General features: G+C 51.3%; 17 protein-coding genes. 12 read left to right on the plus strand and 5 right to left on the minus strand.

All coding sequences use genetic code 11. The annotated features are described in order from the left end of the window. Positions 1-67 precede the first annotated feature (67 nt). On the minus strand, positions 68-229 hold the full coding sequence (locus tag WC612_08690) for a hypothetical protein (protein ID MFA6280840.1): 162 nt from the start codon (positions 227-229) through the stop codon (positions 68-70). A gap of 285 nt (positions 230-514) precedes the next feature. Here WC612_08690 and WC612_08695 point away from each other — a divergent pair, with 285 nt between their 5' ends. Further along, positions 515-934 carry a helix-turn-helix transcriptional regulator gene (locus tag WC612_08695; GenBank protein MFA6280841.1) on the plus strand — a complete coding sequence of 140 codons (420 nt, stop codon included), beginning with the start codon at positions 515-517 and terminating at the stop codon, positions 932-934. A gap of 457 nt (positions 935-1,391) precedes the next feature. On the opposite strand, the gene WC612_08700 is transcribed toward WC612_08695, so the two are convergent. Both WC612_08700 and hisG read right to left on the minus strand, forming a co-directional pair. Further along, entirely contained in the window at positions 1,392-1,964 is a 573-nt protein-coding gene (locus WC612_08700) for a histidinol dehydrogenase (protein MFA6280842.1), read from the minus strand. A 3-nt stretch (positions 1,965-1,967) separates the two neighbouring features. Beyond that, complete coding sequence (gene hisG, locus WC612_08705; GenBank protein MFA6280843.1) at positions 1,968-2,852, minus strand: ATP phosphoribosyltransferase; 885 nt, start codon at positions 2,850-2,852, stop codon at positions 1,968-1,970. 232 nt (positions 2,853-3,084) lie between these two features. Here hisG and ihfB point away from each other — a divergent pair, with 232 nt between their 5' ends. The 8 genes from ihfB (at position 3,085) to WC612_08745 (ending at position 10,958) form a co-directional block, all read left to right on the plus strand. Further along, complete coding sequence (ihfB, locus tag WC612_08710) at positions 3,085-3,384, plus strand: integration host factor subunit beta (protein MFA6280844.1); 300 nt, start codon at positions 3,085-3,087, stop codon at positions 3,382-3,384. A gap of 537 nt (positions 3,385-3,921) precedes the next feature. After that, the gene (locus WC612_08715; GenBank protein ID MFA6280845.1) at positions 3,922-5,658 is read left to right on the plus strand and encodes a cation:proton antiporter; all 1,737 of its coding nucleotides are present in this window, start codon (positions 3,922-3,924) and stop codon (positions 5,656-5,658) included. A gap of 137 nt (positions 5,659-5,795) precedes the next feature. Next, entirely contained in the window at positions 5,796-5,948 is a 153-nt protein-coding gene (locus tag WC612_08720) for a Flp family type IVb pilin (GenBank protein MFA6280846.1), read from the plus strand. Between the two features lie 170 nt (positions 5,949-6,118). Further along, positions 6,119-7,087 (plus strand): magnesium transporter CorA family protein, encoded by a 969-nt coding sequence (locus tag WC612_08725; protein ID MFA6280847.1) that lies wholly within the window; start codon positions 6,119-6,121, stop codon positions 7,085-7,087. A gap of 107 nt (positions 7,088-7,194) precedes the next feature. Next, a complete protein-coding gene (locus WC612_08730) occupies positions 7,195-7,779 on the plus strand; it encodes a type 4 pilus major pilin (GenBank protein ID MFA6280848.1) in 585 nt (194 codons plus the stop codon). Between the two features lie 351 nt (positions 7,780-8,130). Next, positions 8,131-8,727, plus strand: coding sequence for a hypothetical protein (locus tag WC612_08735; protein MFA6280849.1), 597 nt, complete (start codon positions 8,131-8,133; stop codon positions 8,725-8,727). Between the two features lie 288 nt (positions 8,728-9,015). Next, entirely contained in the window at positions 9,016-9,597 is a 582-nt protein-coding gene (locus WC612_08740) for a hypothetical protein (protein MFA6280850.1), read from the plus strand. 44 nt (positions 9,598-9,641) lie between these two features. Further along, positions 9,642-10,958, plus strand: a complete 1,317-nt coding sequence (locus WC612_08745) for a tail fiber domain-containing protein (protein ID MFA6280851.1) — start codon at positions 9,642-9,644, stop codon at positions 10,956-10,958. Positions 10,959-11,404: 446 nt separating this feature from the next. On the opposite strand, the gene WC612_08750 is transcribed toward WC612_08745, so the two are convergent. Further along, entirely contained in the window at positions 11,405-11,800 is a 396-nt protein-coding gene (locus WC612_08750) for a hypothetical protein (GenBank protein ID MFA6280852.1), read from the minus strand. Between the two features lie 119 nt (positions 11,801-11,919). On the opposite strand from WC612_08750, the gene WC612_08755 reads away from it, so the two are divergent. The 3 genes from WC612_08755 to WC612_08765 all read left to right on the plus strand — a co-directional run bounded on the left by WC612_08755 (position 11,920) and on the right by WC612_08765 (position 14,475). Further along, positions 11,920-12,915: an RluA family pseudouridine synthase gene (locus WC612_08755; GenBank protein MFA6280853.1), complete on the plus strand. Its 996-nt coding sequence runs from the start codon at positions 11,920-11,922 to the stop codon at positions 12,913-12,915. A gap of 99 nt (positions 12,916-13,014) precedes the next feature. Continuing rightward, complete coding sequence (rpoH, locus tag WC612_08760) at positions 13,015-13,923, plus strand: RNA polymerase sigma factor RpoH (GenBank protein ID MFA6280854.1); 909 nt, start codon at positions 13,015-13,017, stop codon at positions 13,921-13,923. Positions 13,924-13,926: 3 nt separating this feature from the next. Then, entirely contained in the window at positions 13,927-14,475 is a 549-nt protein-coding gene (locus tag WC612_08765; GenBank protein ID MFA6280855.1) for an NAD(P)H-dependent oxidoreductase, read from the plus strand. A 114-nt stretch (positions 14,476-14,589) separates the two neighbouring features. Here WC612_08765 and WC612_08770 read toward each other — a convergent pair whose 3' ends face one another. Continuing rightward, positions 14,590-15,612, minus strand: coding sequence for an AAA family ATPase (locus tag WC612_08770; protein MFA6280856.1), 1,023 nt, complete (start codon positions 15,610-15,612; stop codon positions 14,590-14,592). Positions 15,613-16,256: the final 644 nt, after the last annotated feature.

The raw sequence follows: 16,256 nt of genomic DNA on the forward strand, positions 1-16,256 counted from the left end.
ATCGCGCCGAAGTAAGTGTTCAGAGATTAGCGTTTAGGAAGGAAGCCGCGCAAGCGGCTTCCTTTTTTTATGCCCCCATCCGCACCTTCACCGCGCCAGCGTGGGCGGTGAGGCCTTCGGCGGTGGCCATCCGACCATGAAGCCTGTCGAGCTTGTTGAACGTGCCGCCCGCAACAGCAGCAAAAAGCTGCGACATCATTTGGGATTGTTTTTGTTGATCCGGAAGCATGCCGATCGCTTGTCAGAAAACTGGCCGTCAGGCTCGGCTACAGACTGTCTCATCGTTTTGTGCCCAGCACCTAATAATAACTAATTAATCCTGTTGGTATATCTTCGTCAGAAGATATCGCTTTTGCCTTAAATAATAACAAGAAATTATCATTTGCAGATAAGCCGAGGGCTAGATCGCATTCAATGGTGTGCAGAATTATCTTATAACTCTTGCAATTTCTGTCCATGTTGATTTTTATCATCGGGTGTACTCTATTAGTTGAGTTTGTCAGGGAAAGAAGAAATGAAGGTCTCAACTATTGAAGCAATCCTACCCGATAGCATCGACATTATCCTAGGGAAAAATCTAAGGTTTATGCGAATGTCCTGCAGTATTTCGCAACAGAATCTTGGCAAAGCAATTGGTGTTTCTTTTCAGCAAATCCAAAAATATGAAAAGGGGGAGAACAAAATAAGCGGAGCGCGTCTGTTCGCCGTGGCAAAATATCTGGACGTTCCTATTAAAGATTTTTTCCATAGCCTTGGTCTTGCGGCATCAAAAAATGATATCCCCAAGGACGTTGATAAAACAGCTTTGGAATTAATTTATCTTTTTAATTCTTTACATAGTCAGCAAACAAAAACGGCCCTTATTAATCTTATTAAGAAACAGATTGACAACCAAAAAACCCAAGCACTAACGACAAGGTCGCCAGATGATTGATATCGGTCGCTTTATTGAGGACACGAACGCTGCGAAAACGTCAGAGGAGGCCGTTCGTGTTTTTGGTGAAGCTTTGAGGCAACTTGGCTATGATCGATTTTGCTATAGCTTGATTACAGATCATCCCTCTCTTGGACTTAAAGCAGGGCATGGAGTCGCTAGAAACTATCCCCCTGATTGGATGGCTTACTACCTTGACAATAGTTATGAAAAGAAAGATCCAGTTCCTCGTTTTTGTTTTGCGACAACAAAACCCTTTACATGGGATTGGTTGACGTCAACACAAAATCTCGCACCGATACAACACCAAATAATGAATGAGGCTAAAGACGCATGCCTGCTCGACGGAGCTGCATTGCCAATATATGGGGCGAATGGCGAATTAGCCGGCATTGGCATGGCAAGCAGTTCAGGCGGCATCAAGCTGGATATTAATTTGCTGAGTAAAATACGTGCCTTAACTATGCATTTTCACATGGTGTATACGGAGCTTGAGAAAAAAGCGCGATGGGGCGGGGCGGCTAGAGGGGTCTATCGTGCCATCCTTGCGTGGCGGCGTGCAAAGGATGCGCCGCTTACATCCCGCCAAAGCGGCGGGAATGGCCAGCATCAGCACGGCGGAGAAGAGAGGCGCTGTGCCTGCCGGAACGTAAAGGCCGACCTTTTCGATAGGCCGCCAAACCATTTCACATTGCACGCCCGTCATGGTTTCGACTTTCAACGGCGCAGGCTTTTGCGCGGCGTGAAAGGCCGTGATGTTCGCGATGGCTTGCTCTAGCGCAGCGCGAAGGGCAGGGGGCAAATCGTCCGCTGCCTGTTTTAATGACGCGAGAGGAAGGGGCGCGAGGGGCCCTGTATAGTTGTCGAATTGGGTGGCGTATTTTGCGACGGCTTTGTCGCCTTCCTCGCGCACCTCTTTGACAATGGCTTTCACGTAGTCCGTAATGTCTTTCTTTTCGCCAGCGCTGCGTGATAGAGCCGCCATTTTTTCGGCTTCGTTTAATGTGTTCCAGTTCAGTTTCGTGGCCATGGTTTATCCCATCATTTTTTCGATTGGCAGAACAAGGATGGATGAAGCGCCAGCGGCTTTCAGGCTTTCCATCGTTTCCCAAAACACCGTCTCGCGGCACACGGCATGGACGGCCAGTTTGCCTTCACTCCCTTGCAAAGGCAGGATGGTCGGCGATTCCGATCCCGGAAGCAAGGCGATGATTTTGTCCAGATTCTCTTGGGGCGCGTGCAGCATGATGTACTTACTGTCGTCCGCGTCAATCACGCCGCGCATGCGTGCCAAAAGGCGTGTCACGATGGCCTCTTTTGCGGCAGAAAGCGTCCCTGCCGAGCGGATAAGCAGTGCCTCGCTGGAAAGGATAGTTTGCATTTCCGTCAGGTTGTTGGCGGCCAGCGTTGCGCCCGAGGCGACGATATCGCAAATCGCGTCTGCTATTTTTAGGCGGGGCGCGACTTCGACCGAACCCGTCATTTCAAGGATATTAACTTGGATGTTGTTCTCTTGGGCAAAGCGAGCGAACAGGGACGGGTAGGTTGTCGCAATTGTTTTTTTATCAAGGTCGGCGGCAGAGCGAAGGGCTCCCCCATCGGGCACGGCAATGGACAGGCGGCAGCGCGAAAAACCAAGGCGCTCAACGATGCTTGCGCTAAGAGGTTGGGCGGATAACTGTTCCTCCATAAACACATTCTCGCCGACGATGCCCAGATCGCAAATGCCGTTGCTGACAAAGCGGGGGATGTCGTCATCGCGCACCAGAAGAAGATCAATCGGCAGTTCTTTAACGCGGCAGAGAAGCTGCTCACGGCTCTTGGCGATGTGCAAGCCGCAGGCCTTAAGGAGGGCGAGGCTGTCATCGGCCATGCGGCCCGACTTTTGAAGGGCGATGCGGATTCTCTCGCTTGGCATTATAATATCTCCGGTGATCATGTGGCATACTGTAATAGCATACTATTACAGTATTATTCTTTTGTCAAGGTGAAAGGGCTTTTTAAAGGCGGATATTTTTAAAAAGAAGGAAAAGGTCAGAAAAAAGATTTTGCCCCAAAGGCTTAAGATAAACCTTGCTTGACTTATTGCCATCACTTTGGCAACTTTAGTCAACGACTCATCTATCAACGTCTCGTGGGGATTCAAAGCGATGACAAAATCTGATCTCATTTTACGTCTGGCCGAGATGTATCCGCATCTCCTTCAACGGGACATCGAACGCATTGTTGGCACTGTGTTTGACGAGATTACCAACGCGCTAGCGCGTGGCAATCGTGTTGAGCTTCGTGGCTTTGGCGCGTTTTCCGTCAAGCAGCGTGAAGCGCGGCAGGGGCGCAATCCTCGCACGGGCGAACCCGTTGCCGTGGATGAAAAGTTCGTCCCCTTCTTTAAGACGGGCAAGCAATTGCGTGATCGTCTGAATGGTGGCGATGGCGGGCAGGACGATTAAAACATAATCCGGTTAGAGGGAGCCTCCTTAACAAATCTCGTCATGCCCGCGAAAGCGGGCATCCCGTTTGTTTTAAAAAGAAAACGGGACTCCCGCTTTCGCGGGAGTGACGGAATAAGGGGAAGATTGATCCCCGCTTGTCAAAATTGTTCTAATCGCCCTCTATTTTCACAAACCTTCGCCGATTTTGGATTTTGGCGAAGTTCATTTTCGACCCACTAAGGGTTGTGATTTTTTGACTCTTACGACCACAACATCGGGTAGGTTTTTTGGTTAATTGGCGCTGTGATCGTTTTTTTAGAAAAAAAGCGGGTGAATATACGCTCCCGACGATCACAGAGGCCTGTTTTTTGCTAACGCATTGATAACAAACAATTCTGTTTTTATGTTTTTTTGAAGCGGTTATAGGGCTTCTCTGTCCCCTCTGATGCGAAAAGATTAACCCTTAGTTAAACCCTTTTTGGCCATGATGCGCTGGTAGCGGTCGCCTCCTTGTCAGGCGACTGTCGTTGTATTTCCTTTAGCCCCCCTTACGCTATGCCCATTCATGAATTCGGTTTTTTATCGACTTTCGTAATCAGTCTTGTCGCGGCCTTTGCCGGTGGGCTGGCGGCGCGTTCTTTAAAACTTCCCCCACTTCTTGGCTACCTTCTGGCGGGCGTTGCCATAGGTTTTTTCAAGCCTAGCCTCATGGCCAATCAAGAGATGGCGAACGAGCTGGCCGAGGTTGGTGTGGCTCTTCTCCTTTTTAACATCGGCCTTCACTTTTCCTTTAAAGACCTCTTGATGGTGCGTCGCATTGTTGTGCCGGGTGCAATCATTCAGGTGGTTTCGACAACCATCATTGGCTCGGTGGCGGCGTATTGGATTGTCCACACGTCCGTTGGCGCGTCGATCGTGATCGGCCTTTCTTTGGCGATTGCCAGCACTGCCGTTTCAACGCGCGTTTTGGATGAGCGGCAGCAACTCACCACCCTTGTGGGGCGCATCGCGCTGGGCTGGCTCGTTGTTCAGGATCTTATTGTCATTGTTGGCCTTGTGTTGTTTCCCGTTTTGGGAAGCATGACGGACGTGCATCCTATGGAGGTGTTTGTCTCCTTGGGAAAAACGCTTTTGCAAGTTGCGGGCTTTGTGGCCGTTATGGTGGTGGGGGGGCGGCGTGCGATCCCTTGGCTCCTTGGCTATGTGGCGCGGGTAGGATCGCGCGAGTTGTTTACGCTTTGCGTGATCGTGGTGGCGCTGGGCATCGCGTATGGTTCGGCTCTTATTTTTGGCGTTTCTCTGGCGCTCGGCGCGTTCTTCGCGGGCGTTGTGATCGGCGAGAGCGACCTTCATCACCATGCGGCGTCTGAAGCTCTTTCGATGCAACAGGTGTTTACAATCCTGTTCTTCGTTTCTGTCGGCATGCTGTTTGATCCTCGCAGCGTGACGAACATGTCGTTAGAGATTCTGGCCTTTCTGGTCATCATTATCCTTGGTACGGGGTTTTTGACCTTTGGCCTGCTTATCGCGATGCGCATACCCTTGCAGGCGGCGGCGCTGGTGGGCGCTACGTTTGCCCAGATCGGCGAGTTTTCGTTTGTCCTAAGCGAGCTTGGCCACAAAAACGGTTTTTATGGCGCGGCCGAGAGGGACTTAATCGTCGCCGTTGCGTTGCTCTCCATCATGATTAACCCCTTGATCCTGTCTCTCTCCATGCGTTTGGCGCGGTGGGCTGTTGGGCAACCTTGGGTTATTCGTTGGCAGTCCACACGCTCTGAAATAAGCCTACCGGAAGTTGACGGCTTGCACGATCATACGATTCTCATCGGGTATGGCCGCGTCGGGCGTATTGTCGCCAGCGCGTTGAGCGAACAGGGGCTGCATTATATCGCTGTTGAATCGGATCGGGCTTTGGCGGTGCGGCTGCGTACGGAAGGCAAGCAAGTCATCTATGGCGATGCCTCGCGCGAGGCGGTGTTGGCCGCGGCGCGCCCCGACCACGCCAAGATCATTATTGTGGCTCTTCCCGATCCCTATTTGGCCAAGCAGATTGTCAAGGTTGCGCGGAAAAACTATCCGTCCATCCCCATTGTTGTTCGCACGCACTCGGATGAGGAGGCTCGCGCCATGACCAAACTGGGCGTTGGGTTTGCCGTGATGGGGGAGAGAGAAATTGCCTTTGGCCTCATCTATTATGTCCTGCAAACGCTTGGGTTTGAGATGGATCAGGCGCGAACCACCATTGTAAAATTGAGAAAGGACATTTACGACTTGGATCGGAAGGAGGTATAACTGATTGGTTCTTATTCGTTTTTTGATGATTTTGTAAGAAAAAGGGTGCTTGTTCATATTTTGTTAAAGGGGTTCGGTTATAGTCAGTACCTAACTGGAACGTGGTTCCAACAGATAACTTTTTAAGGAGAGACCTGATGTTCACTCGTTTCCTGAAACAAGAAGAAGGCGCAACGGCTATTGAATATGGCCTGATTGCTTCGTTGATTGCTGTTGCGATTGTTGGCGTTTTGCTAACCCTCGGCCCCAGATTGGAGGCGGTTTTCACAACGGTTCAAGAAAGCTTGTAAGTCGTATAAGCGATTTTTTTTAGTGTTGGAGCCTCAATCCAGCAGCCTTCTGGCATAAGCCAGACGGCTGCTGGATGGACTTTATGGTCCATCGGGTGTACACCTCGGCTTTGCCGAGGTTTTTTTCTGACTCGTCGGCGCTTTCCCTGTTTTTGTGAGACGGTCTTGCCATGATTACACTTTTTCACCTTGATCACGGTCGGTTAGCTCAAGTGAGTGTTGAGGGCGTTTTAGAGACGCTCCCCGCCGATACCCTTTGGGTTGATCTGTATTCCCCTACACGCGACGAAGAAAAAACCGTCGAGCATCTCTTGTCGATTGAAGTGCCAACGCGCGATGAAATGCAGGAAATTGAAACATCCAGCCGCCTTTATGTCGATGAAGGCGCCCTCGTCATGACGATGGCGATTTTGAATAAGCCGACGAGCGATGAGCCAGAGGCCGCTTCGGTGACGTTTATCCTTGTTCGCAATCGTTTGCTGACAGTGCGCTACGTCGATCCTGTGCCGTTTAGCCAGTTTATCCAGAAAATCAAGAAGCATCCCGTTTTGGTTCCTTCGGGGGAGCAAGCGCTGCTTGGCCTTTTGGAACAGGTTTCCGATAACCTTGCCGATATCTTGGAAAGTGCCACGACGGATATTGAAGGGCTGTCGCGTACCATCTTCCGCTCCAACCGCGCCGCCCAAAATCATACGGATTTTAAAGAAGCGATTGATCGCATCGGTCATGTCGGTGATCTGGCGACCAAGGCCAAGGGCAGCTTGATGAACTTGACGCGGCTTTTGCTCTTTCTTGCGGCGCAATCCGATATCAATAAGGATTCGAAAGACCGCATGAAGACCCTGATGCAGGACGCCAACTCCATTGATGAGCATGCGCGCTTCCTTTCCGCCAAGGTCAGCTTTATGCTGGATGCGACGATGGGGTTGATCAATCTGGAGCAAAATAATATCATCAAGATGTTTTCTGTTGCCGCCGTGGTTTTCTTGCCGCCGACCCTGATCGCCAGCATTTATGGTATGAATTTCCATGTGTTGCCAGAATTGAGCTGGGCTTGGGGCTATCCGTTCGCTTTGTTGCTCATGCTCCTTTCCGCCGCGATCCCCCTGTGGTTCTTTTGGCGTAAAAAGTGGCTTTAACACTGTGTTAAGGTTCTTTCGGTATAAATTGGCCTAAGTTTTTCTAGGGTTATCTCTTAGGCGTTGCCCGAAGAAGATCCAACCGAACCGAAAAAGGGAGAATTTCAATGCTTGTTAAAAAACTTATGCCCCGCTCAATGCGCGGCTTTACCTTAACCGAAGCCGCGATCGTTCTTGGCATCGTCGGTTTGATCTTGGGTGCGATCTGGGTCGCAGCGGCGGCTGTGTACACAAATTTGCGTACTTCGACGACGTCGAACCAGTTGCTGCAAATGGTTCAATCTGTGCGTTCACTTCATGCTACGCAAAACACTGTTGATGCGGGCTTAACTGGAATGGCGACTGGCTCTCTGCAGATTGCTAAGGCTGGGGGCATACCCAAGGATATGCTTGATAACCCAACAAATCCAACGAAAGTACGCAGTGTTTGGGGTGGGGATGTCGAAATCGCACATGCCACGACGGATGTGACAGATGACTCCTTTATCATCACATATAAGGCTATTCCTCCTCAAGCCTGTGCCGATTTGCTGACGCGCAATACCGGTTCTGGGCGTGATGGTGGGTTAAGTGCTGCTGGTGCTGCACTACCGACAATCACAGCGTTCCCCATTTCGGTTACGCTGGCTGTAACCACATGCGGTGCTTTGGCAACAAGCGACTTGTCTTTCAAATTCAAGTTGAAGTCATAAGCTAACGTGTCAAGTGTAAGAAACGAAGAAAAGCGGGGGGCTAGTTCCCCCGCTTTTTTTTATGCGCCGTGGGCTTTGGCAGTTAACAAAGTCGTAAGGCGCGTTTGATAGGGTGATGATTATTGTTGCCAGAGAGAGAATAAAGCGCTTTCTTAACGTATAAGAAAACACCGTCATTCCCGCGCCCTCGTCCCGCCGCTCTTGCGGCGGGCGAAAGGGCAAAGTGGGAATCCCGTTTTCTTTTTTTTTGCAAAGAGAAATAAGCAAAGATGACGTTAGCGGATCGAAAACTAAAACAAACGGGATCCCCGCTTTCGCGGGGATGACAAGAGAGGTTATACAAGAGGCTTAATGAAACGTCGTTGGTTGATCAGTGGAGAGTTTTATCTGGCTGCGCCCGTTGTTATCGTTGTGGCGTGTGCAAGCCTATGGTTTTCCCTTAGCGCCGTGTATGAAAACTATAATCTTGGTCGCGCGTTTAACCAGCTTATCCGCGTTGTGGACGTCGCGCGCGAGATGCGCGTCGTAGAGGGCGCTTCACCAGAGCAAGCCGTTCAAACGCTGCTAGAACGTCTTGCCGAGCTTGATATCGCCGATGTCAAGACGACGAGCCCCAATTTCTTGGGCAAAAGCGGAGAACGCGGTTTTAAAAATCCTTGGGGCTATGATGTTGGGGCTTTTTTTTATCCTTCCGCGAAAGCCTTTCGGCTAGAGATGGAGGTATCGCCCCATGCTTGCCGTCACCTATTGGATATTTATGCCAAGAACATGGCTCCCTTTGGCATTCGCCGCGTGGATGCGCGAGAGCAAGACCCTAACGCGGCGTGGCGTTTGGTTTATGAGGAGTCCCAACAAAAGGGCGTTGCGCCTCAATTGGGGGCAGAGGCCATCGCCAGTGGCTGCGGCCGTGATGAACATATCCTGCTGTCATTGACCTTTCTTTTGTAAAAAGAGGGCTACAGCGCGATAAATTAAGGTTTTTTAATCCTTTCTTGCTATTCTGGATATAGCTTAAGTCAGATAAAATGATTTAAAAAACGGGATCCCCGCTTTCGCGGGGATGACGGTAGAGGGGCTAATTTAAACATAAACCCCGTCATGCCCGTGAAAACGGGCATCCAGTTTGTTTTTCTTTTTTCATGATCACTTTATCGGAGATAGGCTGCAGACTAGGGAAGGCGCGTTGTTCCTTTGAAAAAAAAGGGGGGACGACGCCAAAAGGAGTAAAGGCGCTTTATGTATCTGTTCGTTTATGTTTTTCTGTTGATGTCGGTGATGGGCCTTTACACCCAGCTTTTTGTGCTGAGCACCTCGCGCATGGCCGAAAACCAAAAAGGTGTGGCCGAGATTATGTTGGTCTGGCATGGTGCGGCGTACAAAAAGGCGAAGAGTGCTACGACTTCTCCGCTTACAGATTGTTATTTATATAATGGTGGCTGGGGCGCTGCCTGCGGAAATGTAATTGACTCAACCGTGTTGCCTTCGGGCTACCAGTTGGCAAATCCAAGCTTTCTGTTTCGCTCTTATGTTTATACATCAGGTAGCACGCGTTACGTCGTGACCTATGTGCCCCCACCTCCAGCGACGAACACGCTTGGCTATTCGGCGCAGCAGATTTTGGCGCAGATGCGTAACACCGATTTTCCCAAGATTTCCTATGGCGGCGTAGCGACGACATCTTGTAATGGCACAAATGGACATTGGTTGGTGACGAATGAACTTTCTGTGACGGGGGGGACTACTCGGCAAGTGTGTTATCCTATGGATCCGATTGTGCTTGACGGTTCGGCAGGGATTATTTCGATTTTGGGAAGTTGATAGGGGCGTGACCCCGCAAACAAAGACATGAAGGAGAGACGACCATGATGCGTATTGGCAGACTGAACGGAAAAGGCAAACGCGCGGGCTTTACGCTGATTGAGCTGGCGATTGTTCTGGCCGTGACCTCGCTTCTCACCGCGGGCCTGTGGCGCATGATGTCCAGTGGCAGCACGCAGCTCCGCGATCAAGCCGCAGCGGATCAGCATAAAGAACTAATCAAAGCCGTACGTGGTTATTTGGCGAGTTCAGATGGAGCTTCTGTTCTTTCAAAAGCGGCAGCGAATACCACATTTGCTCTTGCTCTTGATGGCGCTGTTGATGGAAGCGTTGTTGGGGCGACGGCAGCGAATTTCAGTGCCTTTGTTAATTTTCTTCCTGCTGGGACGGGGGTGGATACAACCAATTCGTACAATCAAACATATCAAGTGAAGGTTTTAAAGGATGCCCAGCCTGCCGGAACTCCACCTGATAGTTACTCCTTTATGATCAAGACGTTTAATGGCGACACCATTCCCGATACATCGGGCGGGCGCATCTCTAGCATGATCGGCGGCGATGGCGGGTTTGTGTATGCTGCCAATGTTTGTGGTGCTAATTTTGCCTGTGGTGCGTATGGGTCTTGGTCTGCGAATCCAACAACCACCTATCTGTTGGCGACCGCTGCTGGCCAAGTCGCCTCGCGCACCTTTGTCGGCATGAACGCCTCTCTTAACGCCCCTTGGCTCGCACGATTGCCTGTGGATGGGGATGCGAATATGAGCGGCATCGGTGATTACAATACCGTCCAAACCGATATCTCGCTGGGTGGGAAAATTATGTATGGTGGTGTTGGAACGGGGACAGTAGGAGGCACAATAAATAACTTACGGCGTCTTTACTTAGAGAAACCAGCCGCAGACGATGCATCCAATAGCGCTGCCCTAGAAGTAAATGCTTGCAGGCCGCTTGCGCCAGGTAGTGCTACGTGCAAGGATGCTGTATCAATCATAGGCGGTGTTAATGTTGATGGTTTTTTAAAAGCATCCAGCTTGTACGCAGGCATGTTTATTTATGATACGTCCGACAGCCGAAAAAAGCATGACATCGCACCGATCAAAAATGCGTTGGACAAGTTTAATGAACTGAATGGTTATAGTTTTGTGATGAATGGCGGTAAAGAAACGAAGTATGGTGTTATCGCGCAGGAAGTCGAAAAGGTCTTTCCAGAGGTCGTTTCCACGGATGATGCGGGATACAAGTCTGTTGATTATATGGGGTTGATCGGGCCGCTTGTTGCCGCCGTGAAAGAGCTAAAGCAGGAGAATGAGGCGTTAAAGGCGGATGTTGCTCTGCTTAAGAAAAAGGTGGGGCGTAAGTAAGGCCAACGTGCCTATGAACTGATCAGCGCCCCTTCTGTCATCCCCGCGCTTTCCTCCTTTCGTCATCCCCGCGAAGGCGGGGATCCAGCGCCGAGTGTCTACGAGGCGCATAAAGAAAACAAAGGTAACGACATCCTTTTGTTTTTAGACTCATCCGCGCCACAGACACCGCGCAGCTGGATCCCCGCCTTCGCGGGGATGACGCTAAAGGCAAATGTTTCCATAAAATACCGTCATCCTCGACGAGCTTTGCGATAGCAAGGCGAAGAGCGGGGATCCAGCTGCGCGGCGTCTGCCGCGCACATGACTTATACGCCTCGCTAGCCTGCCCCGTGCTTGACACGGGGCTCGGTGCAGGATTTCCCGCCTTTGCGGGGATGACAAGGGGGGGGGATGAAAAAAAAGGGCGGCCCATAGGCCGCCCTTTTTTATAAAATGTTCAGACTCTATTTAACGCCGTACTTTGTGCAAACCACTTGGCATGTTCCCGTAGCGCCGCTAATGGGTTGGACGCAGCATTTGGGGATCATGGTCAGGCCGGTTTCATTTCTAGGAAGCTTCTTGGTCGTCAAGCAAAGACCGCTGTCTAGTCCCATGCTCGTTTCAAAAAAGCCCCTTGGATTTGAAAGCCTCATGCGGTTTGTTACGCAGGTTGAGGCAATAGAAAGGGCCGTTTCTTCGACCATTTTTTTTGACTCTGTGCTTGTAAGGGGGGGGCAGGTAAAACTAGGTGTGCATTCGTAAGAGCCAAACGTCGGTGATGAATCATTCACTTCCAGTGCCATCGCAGGGATCGCTGTGGCCATCAAACTGACGGTGAGGAGGAGGGGGGCAAGGCGCATGGGAACATCCCTTTCTAAGTCAAAAAAACGAGAGGACCAAAACCGCACGGCCTTTCCTTACGAAAAGTGCGAATCCTGACGCTGGTCATTCTAGGCCAAGTCGCGCTATAACTCAAGTCATGAGCGAAAATCCAACTCTATCCATCGAAACGCCGGAAGCAGGTCGCCTTGATAAGTCTCTGGCCGCCGCTTTGGCCGCGCATGAGGTTGCGGCGGGCCTTGGCCTGTCCCGTGTGCGGGTTCAGGCCTTGATCAAAGAGGGCTGCGTTGTGTCGGCGGATGGCGGCAAGGCCGTCCTTGACCCCAACCATCCCACGCAGGCTGGCGATAGGTACAGGGTCACGCTTCCCACCGCCGTGGCCGCCACGCCTCTGGCCGAGGCCATCCCCTTGGACATTGTGTTTGAGGATGAGGACATGCTGGTCATCAACAAGCCTGCGGGGCTTGTGGTGCATCCTGCCGCTGGCAATTGGGATGGCACGCTCGTCAACGCGCTGTTGGGGCATTGTGGGAACAGCCTGAGTGGCATCGGCGGCGTGGCGAGGCCCGGAATCGTCCATCGCCTTGATAAGGACACCAGCGGCCTGATGGTTGTGGCCAAGAACGACTTTGCCCATCAAAAACTAACCGCGCAATTTTCGGATCGCAGCTTAAGCCGCGTTTATCAGGCTCTCATTTGGGGCGTTATGCACCCGTTGAAGGGCGAGATCGAAGGCGCGATTGGCCGCCACCCAAGGTCGCGGCAAAAGATGGCCGTCGTTCCCTATGGCGGAAAGGAAGCCCTGACGCATTATGAAACGCTAGAGATATTCTCTACCTTCGTTTCCTTACTGTCGTGCAAGCTGGAGACGGGGCGCACGCACCAGATTCGCGTGCATTTGGCCTCGGTTCATCACCCTGTGGTGGGCGATCCCCTGTATGGCACGCGCAAGAAGATTGAGGGCGAGAAAAAGGATCGTGGCATCGTGGCGCTTTTGCACGATTTTCCGCGTCAGGCGTTGCACGCGGGCGAGATCACGTTCATCCACCCCCGCAGCGGTAAGCGGCTGAAGTTCAAGGCTTCCTTGCCTTCGGACATGAAGGCGTTGTTAAAAAGCCTAAAAAGCGCTAAATAAAGGCCTTCAGGCTTTAGCCTTCGGGGCGTCTTGTCTTAGTTTTGTCATGATGATGAAATATGATTTCCTTCATTGCTTTTTAACAACAGGTCTCCACTCGTGAACATCGCCTCATCCAGCTTGCCGGTTCTTAAGGGAGAGGGAAATCTTTCCTTCTACCTGCGGGAAATCCGCAAGTTTCCTATGCTGGATCCGAATGAGGAGTTCATGCTGGCCAAGGCATGGCGTGAGCATGGCGACATCGACGCGGCGCATAAGCTGGTGACCAGCCATCTGCGCCTTGTCGCCAAAATCGCCATGGGCTATCGCGGCTATGGCCTTCCGGTGTCTGAGCTGATTTCCGAAGGCAACATCGGCATGATGCAGGCGGTCAAGCGCTTTGATCCTGACCGAGGCTTTCGCCTTGCCACCTATGCGATGTGGTGGATCCGCGCCGCGATACAGGAATATATTTTGCATTCGTGGTCGCTGGTCAAAATCGGCACGACCGCCGCGCAAAAGAAGCTGTTCTTCAATCTTCGCCGCCTGAAAAACGACATGCGCGCTATCGACAATGGGGAGTTGTCGCCAGAGCAAGTCACGCATATCGCCCAGCAACTCGCCGTTCCCGAAGGCGATGTCGTCTCCATGAACCGGCGCATGAGCGGTGGCGGCGATCAGTCGCTGAATGCGCCTATTTCTATGGGCGGTGAGGATGGCGATGGCGAGTGGATGGATTGGCTGGCGGATGAGTCCGACAGTCAGGAACATCTTCTAGGGGTCGAGCAAGAGCGCCAGCACCGCGAGAGGCTCTTGGCGCAGGCCATGCTGCATTTGAATGAGCGCGAGCGCGATATTATCGCTGCCCGCCGCATGAGCGATCCGCCCGTGACGCTCGACGATTTGTCGCAAAAGTTCGGCATCAGTCGTGAGCGCGTGCGTCAGTTGGAAGTTCGCGCCTTTGAAAAGCTGCAAGAAAGCATCAAAAAAGCAGCCGTTAAAGAAGGTCTCATCATCGAAGGGAGGTAGCTTATGGCCAACTATCCAATCGCTGTTATCGTCGGCAGTCTTCGCCAAGATTCCTACAATCGCAAACTGGCGCAGGCCCTTATCCGGCTCGCCCCGCCAGAGTTTTCGTTCACGATGGCTGAGATTGGCGATCTGCCCCTTTACAATCAGGACGACGACGATCATCCGGCGGGGTCTGTCAAGCGGTTGAAGGCCGCCATTGCGGCGTCCAAGGGGCTCCTCTTTCTAACGCCAGAGTATAACCGTTCGCTTTCGGGCGTGTTGAAAAACGCGCTTGATCATGCCTCACGCCCCTATGGCCAAAGCGCGTGGGCGGGAAAGCCCGCTGGCGTATTGGGCGCTTCGGTGGGTGTCCTTGGGACGGCGCTGGCGCAGCAGCATCTGCGCTCTATCCTTGCCTATCTGGATGTGCCGACGATGAGCCAGCCAGAGGCCTATGTGAAGGTTGAGGATACGCTGTTCGATGCCGATGGCAACATCGGTGAGGGTAGCAAAAAATTCCTTCAAGGCTGGATGGACCATTACGTCGCGTGGATCAAACAGCACGCGTAAGGGGTGAGGGCTGCACCTATGAGATGGCGGCGTATTATTCCCTTGCCGTGGACAAAATCAGAGGGAGGGTCTCAGCTATGAGACGCCGCCCTCATTCACACCCTCACGGTTGCATCACAGACACGCCACAAGCGCCTCGACAGCGTCGCGGCTGTTTTTTAAATATTCGGGCATAACTTGAACTCGATGTCCATTAATCGTCTGTTTCCCAGTTTGTAGCTTTGAAAAAGGAAGACCTTTTGCAAAGGCAACAACCCCTGTCGTCTGGAAATCTCGAATTTCTACGAATCCCAACTTAGTCTGTTTGAAGGTAAAAATTTCTGGCTCCATTTTTAACAAATTTTGGATATCAGCTTGAATTGCAGCAAGTACTGCTGCGTATGCAGAGGCCGGTCCCATATATTGGGTAATGCGGTTCTTTGCAATCAGATGCACTTTTGGGAGAGCCCGTCCCCCAGCTTTTAATTTTGTTGCGAAAGCATATGACGCATAAATTTCGGACGGTAGTTTTAGGCCATAGATAAGCGAAAAAGCATTTTGAATTGCTCGACGAGATGAGTCATCCGCCATAACGGGTAGGACAATCCTGTCCGTACTGGCTAGTGCAATTTGCGTATACAAGGAAAAACTCGGGTTACAATCAAGAAAGACGGTATCGTAGTCGTCTTTCACTTGGTCAAAAAAGTCCTTGAGCCAGTCAATAACGGCAATCCATGCGTTTGTGCCAGGAATGCTGTTATTTGCCAATGTATTGACTGCATTTGCCTGTAACTCGAGTAACGGATCGCCGCAGACTAAGTCGATATTCAACGGAATACTAGAATTATAATCACACGGTTTGGTTATGAAATCGTGCGCATTAAACTTTGGCGGCGTATATGGCGATGGCAAACGGAGTTGAAAATATCCGCCTAAGCTACATCGAGGCACCAACCCATGCCGCCCCAAAAGTTTATTGCTGCCATTATTATTTAACCCGCCCAACATGAGTTCAGATAAATTTGCTTGAGGGCAAATGTCTACTGCAAGAATCCTTTTCTTAGGATGTTTCTCCGCGTATCGATTAATGGCTTGAAAGGCTAGACTCGTCTTTCCAGTGCCACCTTTATTGTTCCAAAAAGCATATTTTATATCCATAGTTCCTCCGAAACGTTTGAAACATTGTCCTCAATGGACATGATAGCGTCTTTTAGGGACGCCGTCAAGTCTTTTATTGACATTCCGCGGAGTTGGTCATTATACGTGAGGATTAAAAATAATCCTCTTTCACGGATGCTCTGACGATCATTTTGCAAGGGCAGGCGGTGTGTCTCACCAGCCTCATGCTGTCCCTTGCCCGCGCCCTCGTCACGCCGCTCTTGCGGCGTGCAAAAAAGAAGAGGCGCGGGTCGGCGGGTTAAACCCCGCCAGACGGAAAAAGGGAAACAAAAGGGACGACAGGATTTGCAAAAATAGGCTTATTGCCTATTTTTGGCCTTCGGCCTCGCTTGGCTTCGCCCAAGGGCTTGCCAAGTCTCGCGCCAAACGCTCGTTAATCTCGCGTTTGGTGAACCTGCTTCCTGCTACGCTCTGCGAGCTTCGCAGGACTTCGTCGCAGGCGCTCATACATCTTGTTGTCTTGGCCATTAAAAAAGAGGCCCGTAGGCCTCTTTTTTGGCTCTCCCTCAAAGGATGGGGCAAAGGCGGACTTCTGATAAGATAGAAGCCGCCAAGCCACCCATCCAAGAGGAGCCCGCCAATGCCTTACGATCATCTTATCACTGGATTGCCATTTCTAAAAG

This window comes from Bdellovibrionales bacterium, from assembly GCA_041662785.1.
Taxonomy (GTDB): domain Bacteria; phylum Pseudomonadota; class Alphaproteobacteria; order UBA9219; family UBA9219; genus UBA8914.

Coding starts and splice junctions, on each gene's coding strand:
- WC612_08690 (MFA6280840.1), bottom strand. CDS start 229: ATGCTTCCGGATCAACAAAAACAATCCCAAATGATGTCGCAGCTTTTT.
- WC612_08695 (MFA6280841.1), top strand. CDS start 515: ATGAAGGTCTCAACTATTGAAGCAATCCTACCCGATAGCATCGACATT.
- WC612_08700 (MFA6280842.1), bottom strand. CDS start 1,964: ATGGCCACGAAACTGAACTGGAACACATTAAACGAAGCCGAAAAAATG.
- hisG (MFA6280843.1), bottom strand. CDS start 2,852: ATGCCAAGCGAGAGAATCCGCATCGCCCTTCAAAAGTCGGGCCGCATG.
- ihfB (MFA6280844.1), top strand. CDS start 3,085: ATGACAAAATCTGATCTCATTTTACGTCTGGCCGAGATGTATCCGCAT.
- WC612_08715 (MFA6280845.1), top strand. CDS start 3,922: ATGCCCATTCATGAATTCGGTTTTTTATCGACTTTCGTAATCAGTCTT.
- WC612_08720 (MFA6280846.1), top strand. CDS start 5,796: ATGTTCACTCGTTTCCTGAAACAAGAAGAAGGCGCAACGGCTATTGAA.
- WC612_08725 (MFA6280847.1), top strand. CDS start 6,119: ATGATTACACTTTTTCACCTTGATCACGGTCGGTTAGCTCAAGTGAGT.
- WC612_08730 (MFA6280848.1), top strand. CDS start 7,195: ATGCTTGTTAAAAAACTTATGCCCCGCTCAATGCGCGGCTTTACCTTA.
- WC612_08735 (MFA6280849.1), top strand. CDS start 8,131: ATGAAACGTCGTTGGTTGATCAGTGGAGAGTTTTATCTGGCTGCGCCC.
- WC612_08740 (MFA6280850.1), top strand. CDS start 9,016: ATGTATCTGTTCGTTTATGTTTTTCTGTTGATGTCGGTGATGGGCCTT.
- WC612_08745 (MFA6280851.1), top strand. CDS start 9,642: ATGATGCGTATTGGCAGACTGAACGGAAAAGGCAAACGCGCGGGCTTT.
- WC612_08750 (MFA6280852.1), bottom strand. CDS start 11,800: ATGCGCCTTGCCCCCCTCCTCCTCACCGTCAGTTTGATGGCCACAGCG.
- WC612_08755 (MFA6280853.1), top strand. CDS start 11,920: ATGAGCGAAAATCCAACTCTATCCATCGAAACGCCGGAAGCAGGTCGC.
- WC612_08765 (MFA6280855.1), top strand. CDS start 13,927: ATGGCCAACTATCCAATCGCTGTTATCGTCGGCAGTCTTCGCCAAGAT.
- WC612_08770 (MFA6280856.1), bottom strand. CDS start 15,612: ATGGATATAAAATATGCTTTTTGGAACAATAAAGGTGGCACTGGAAAG.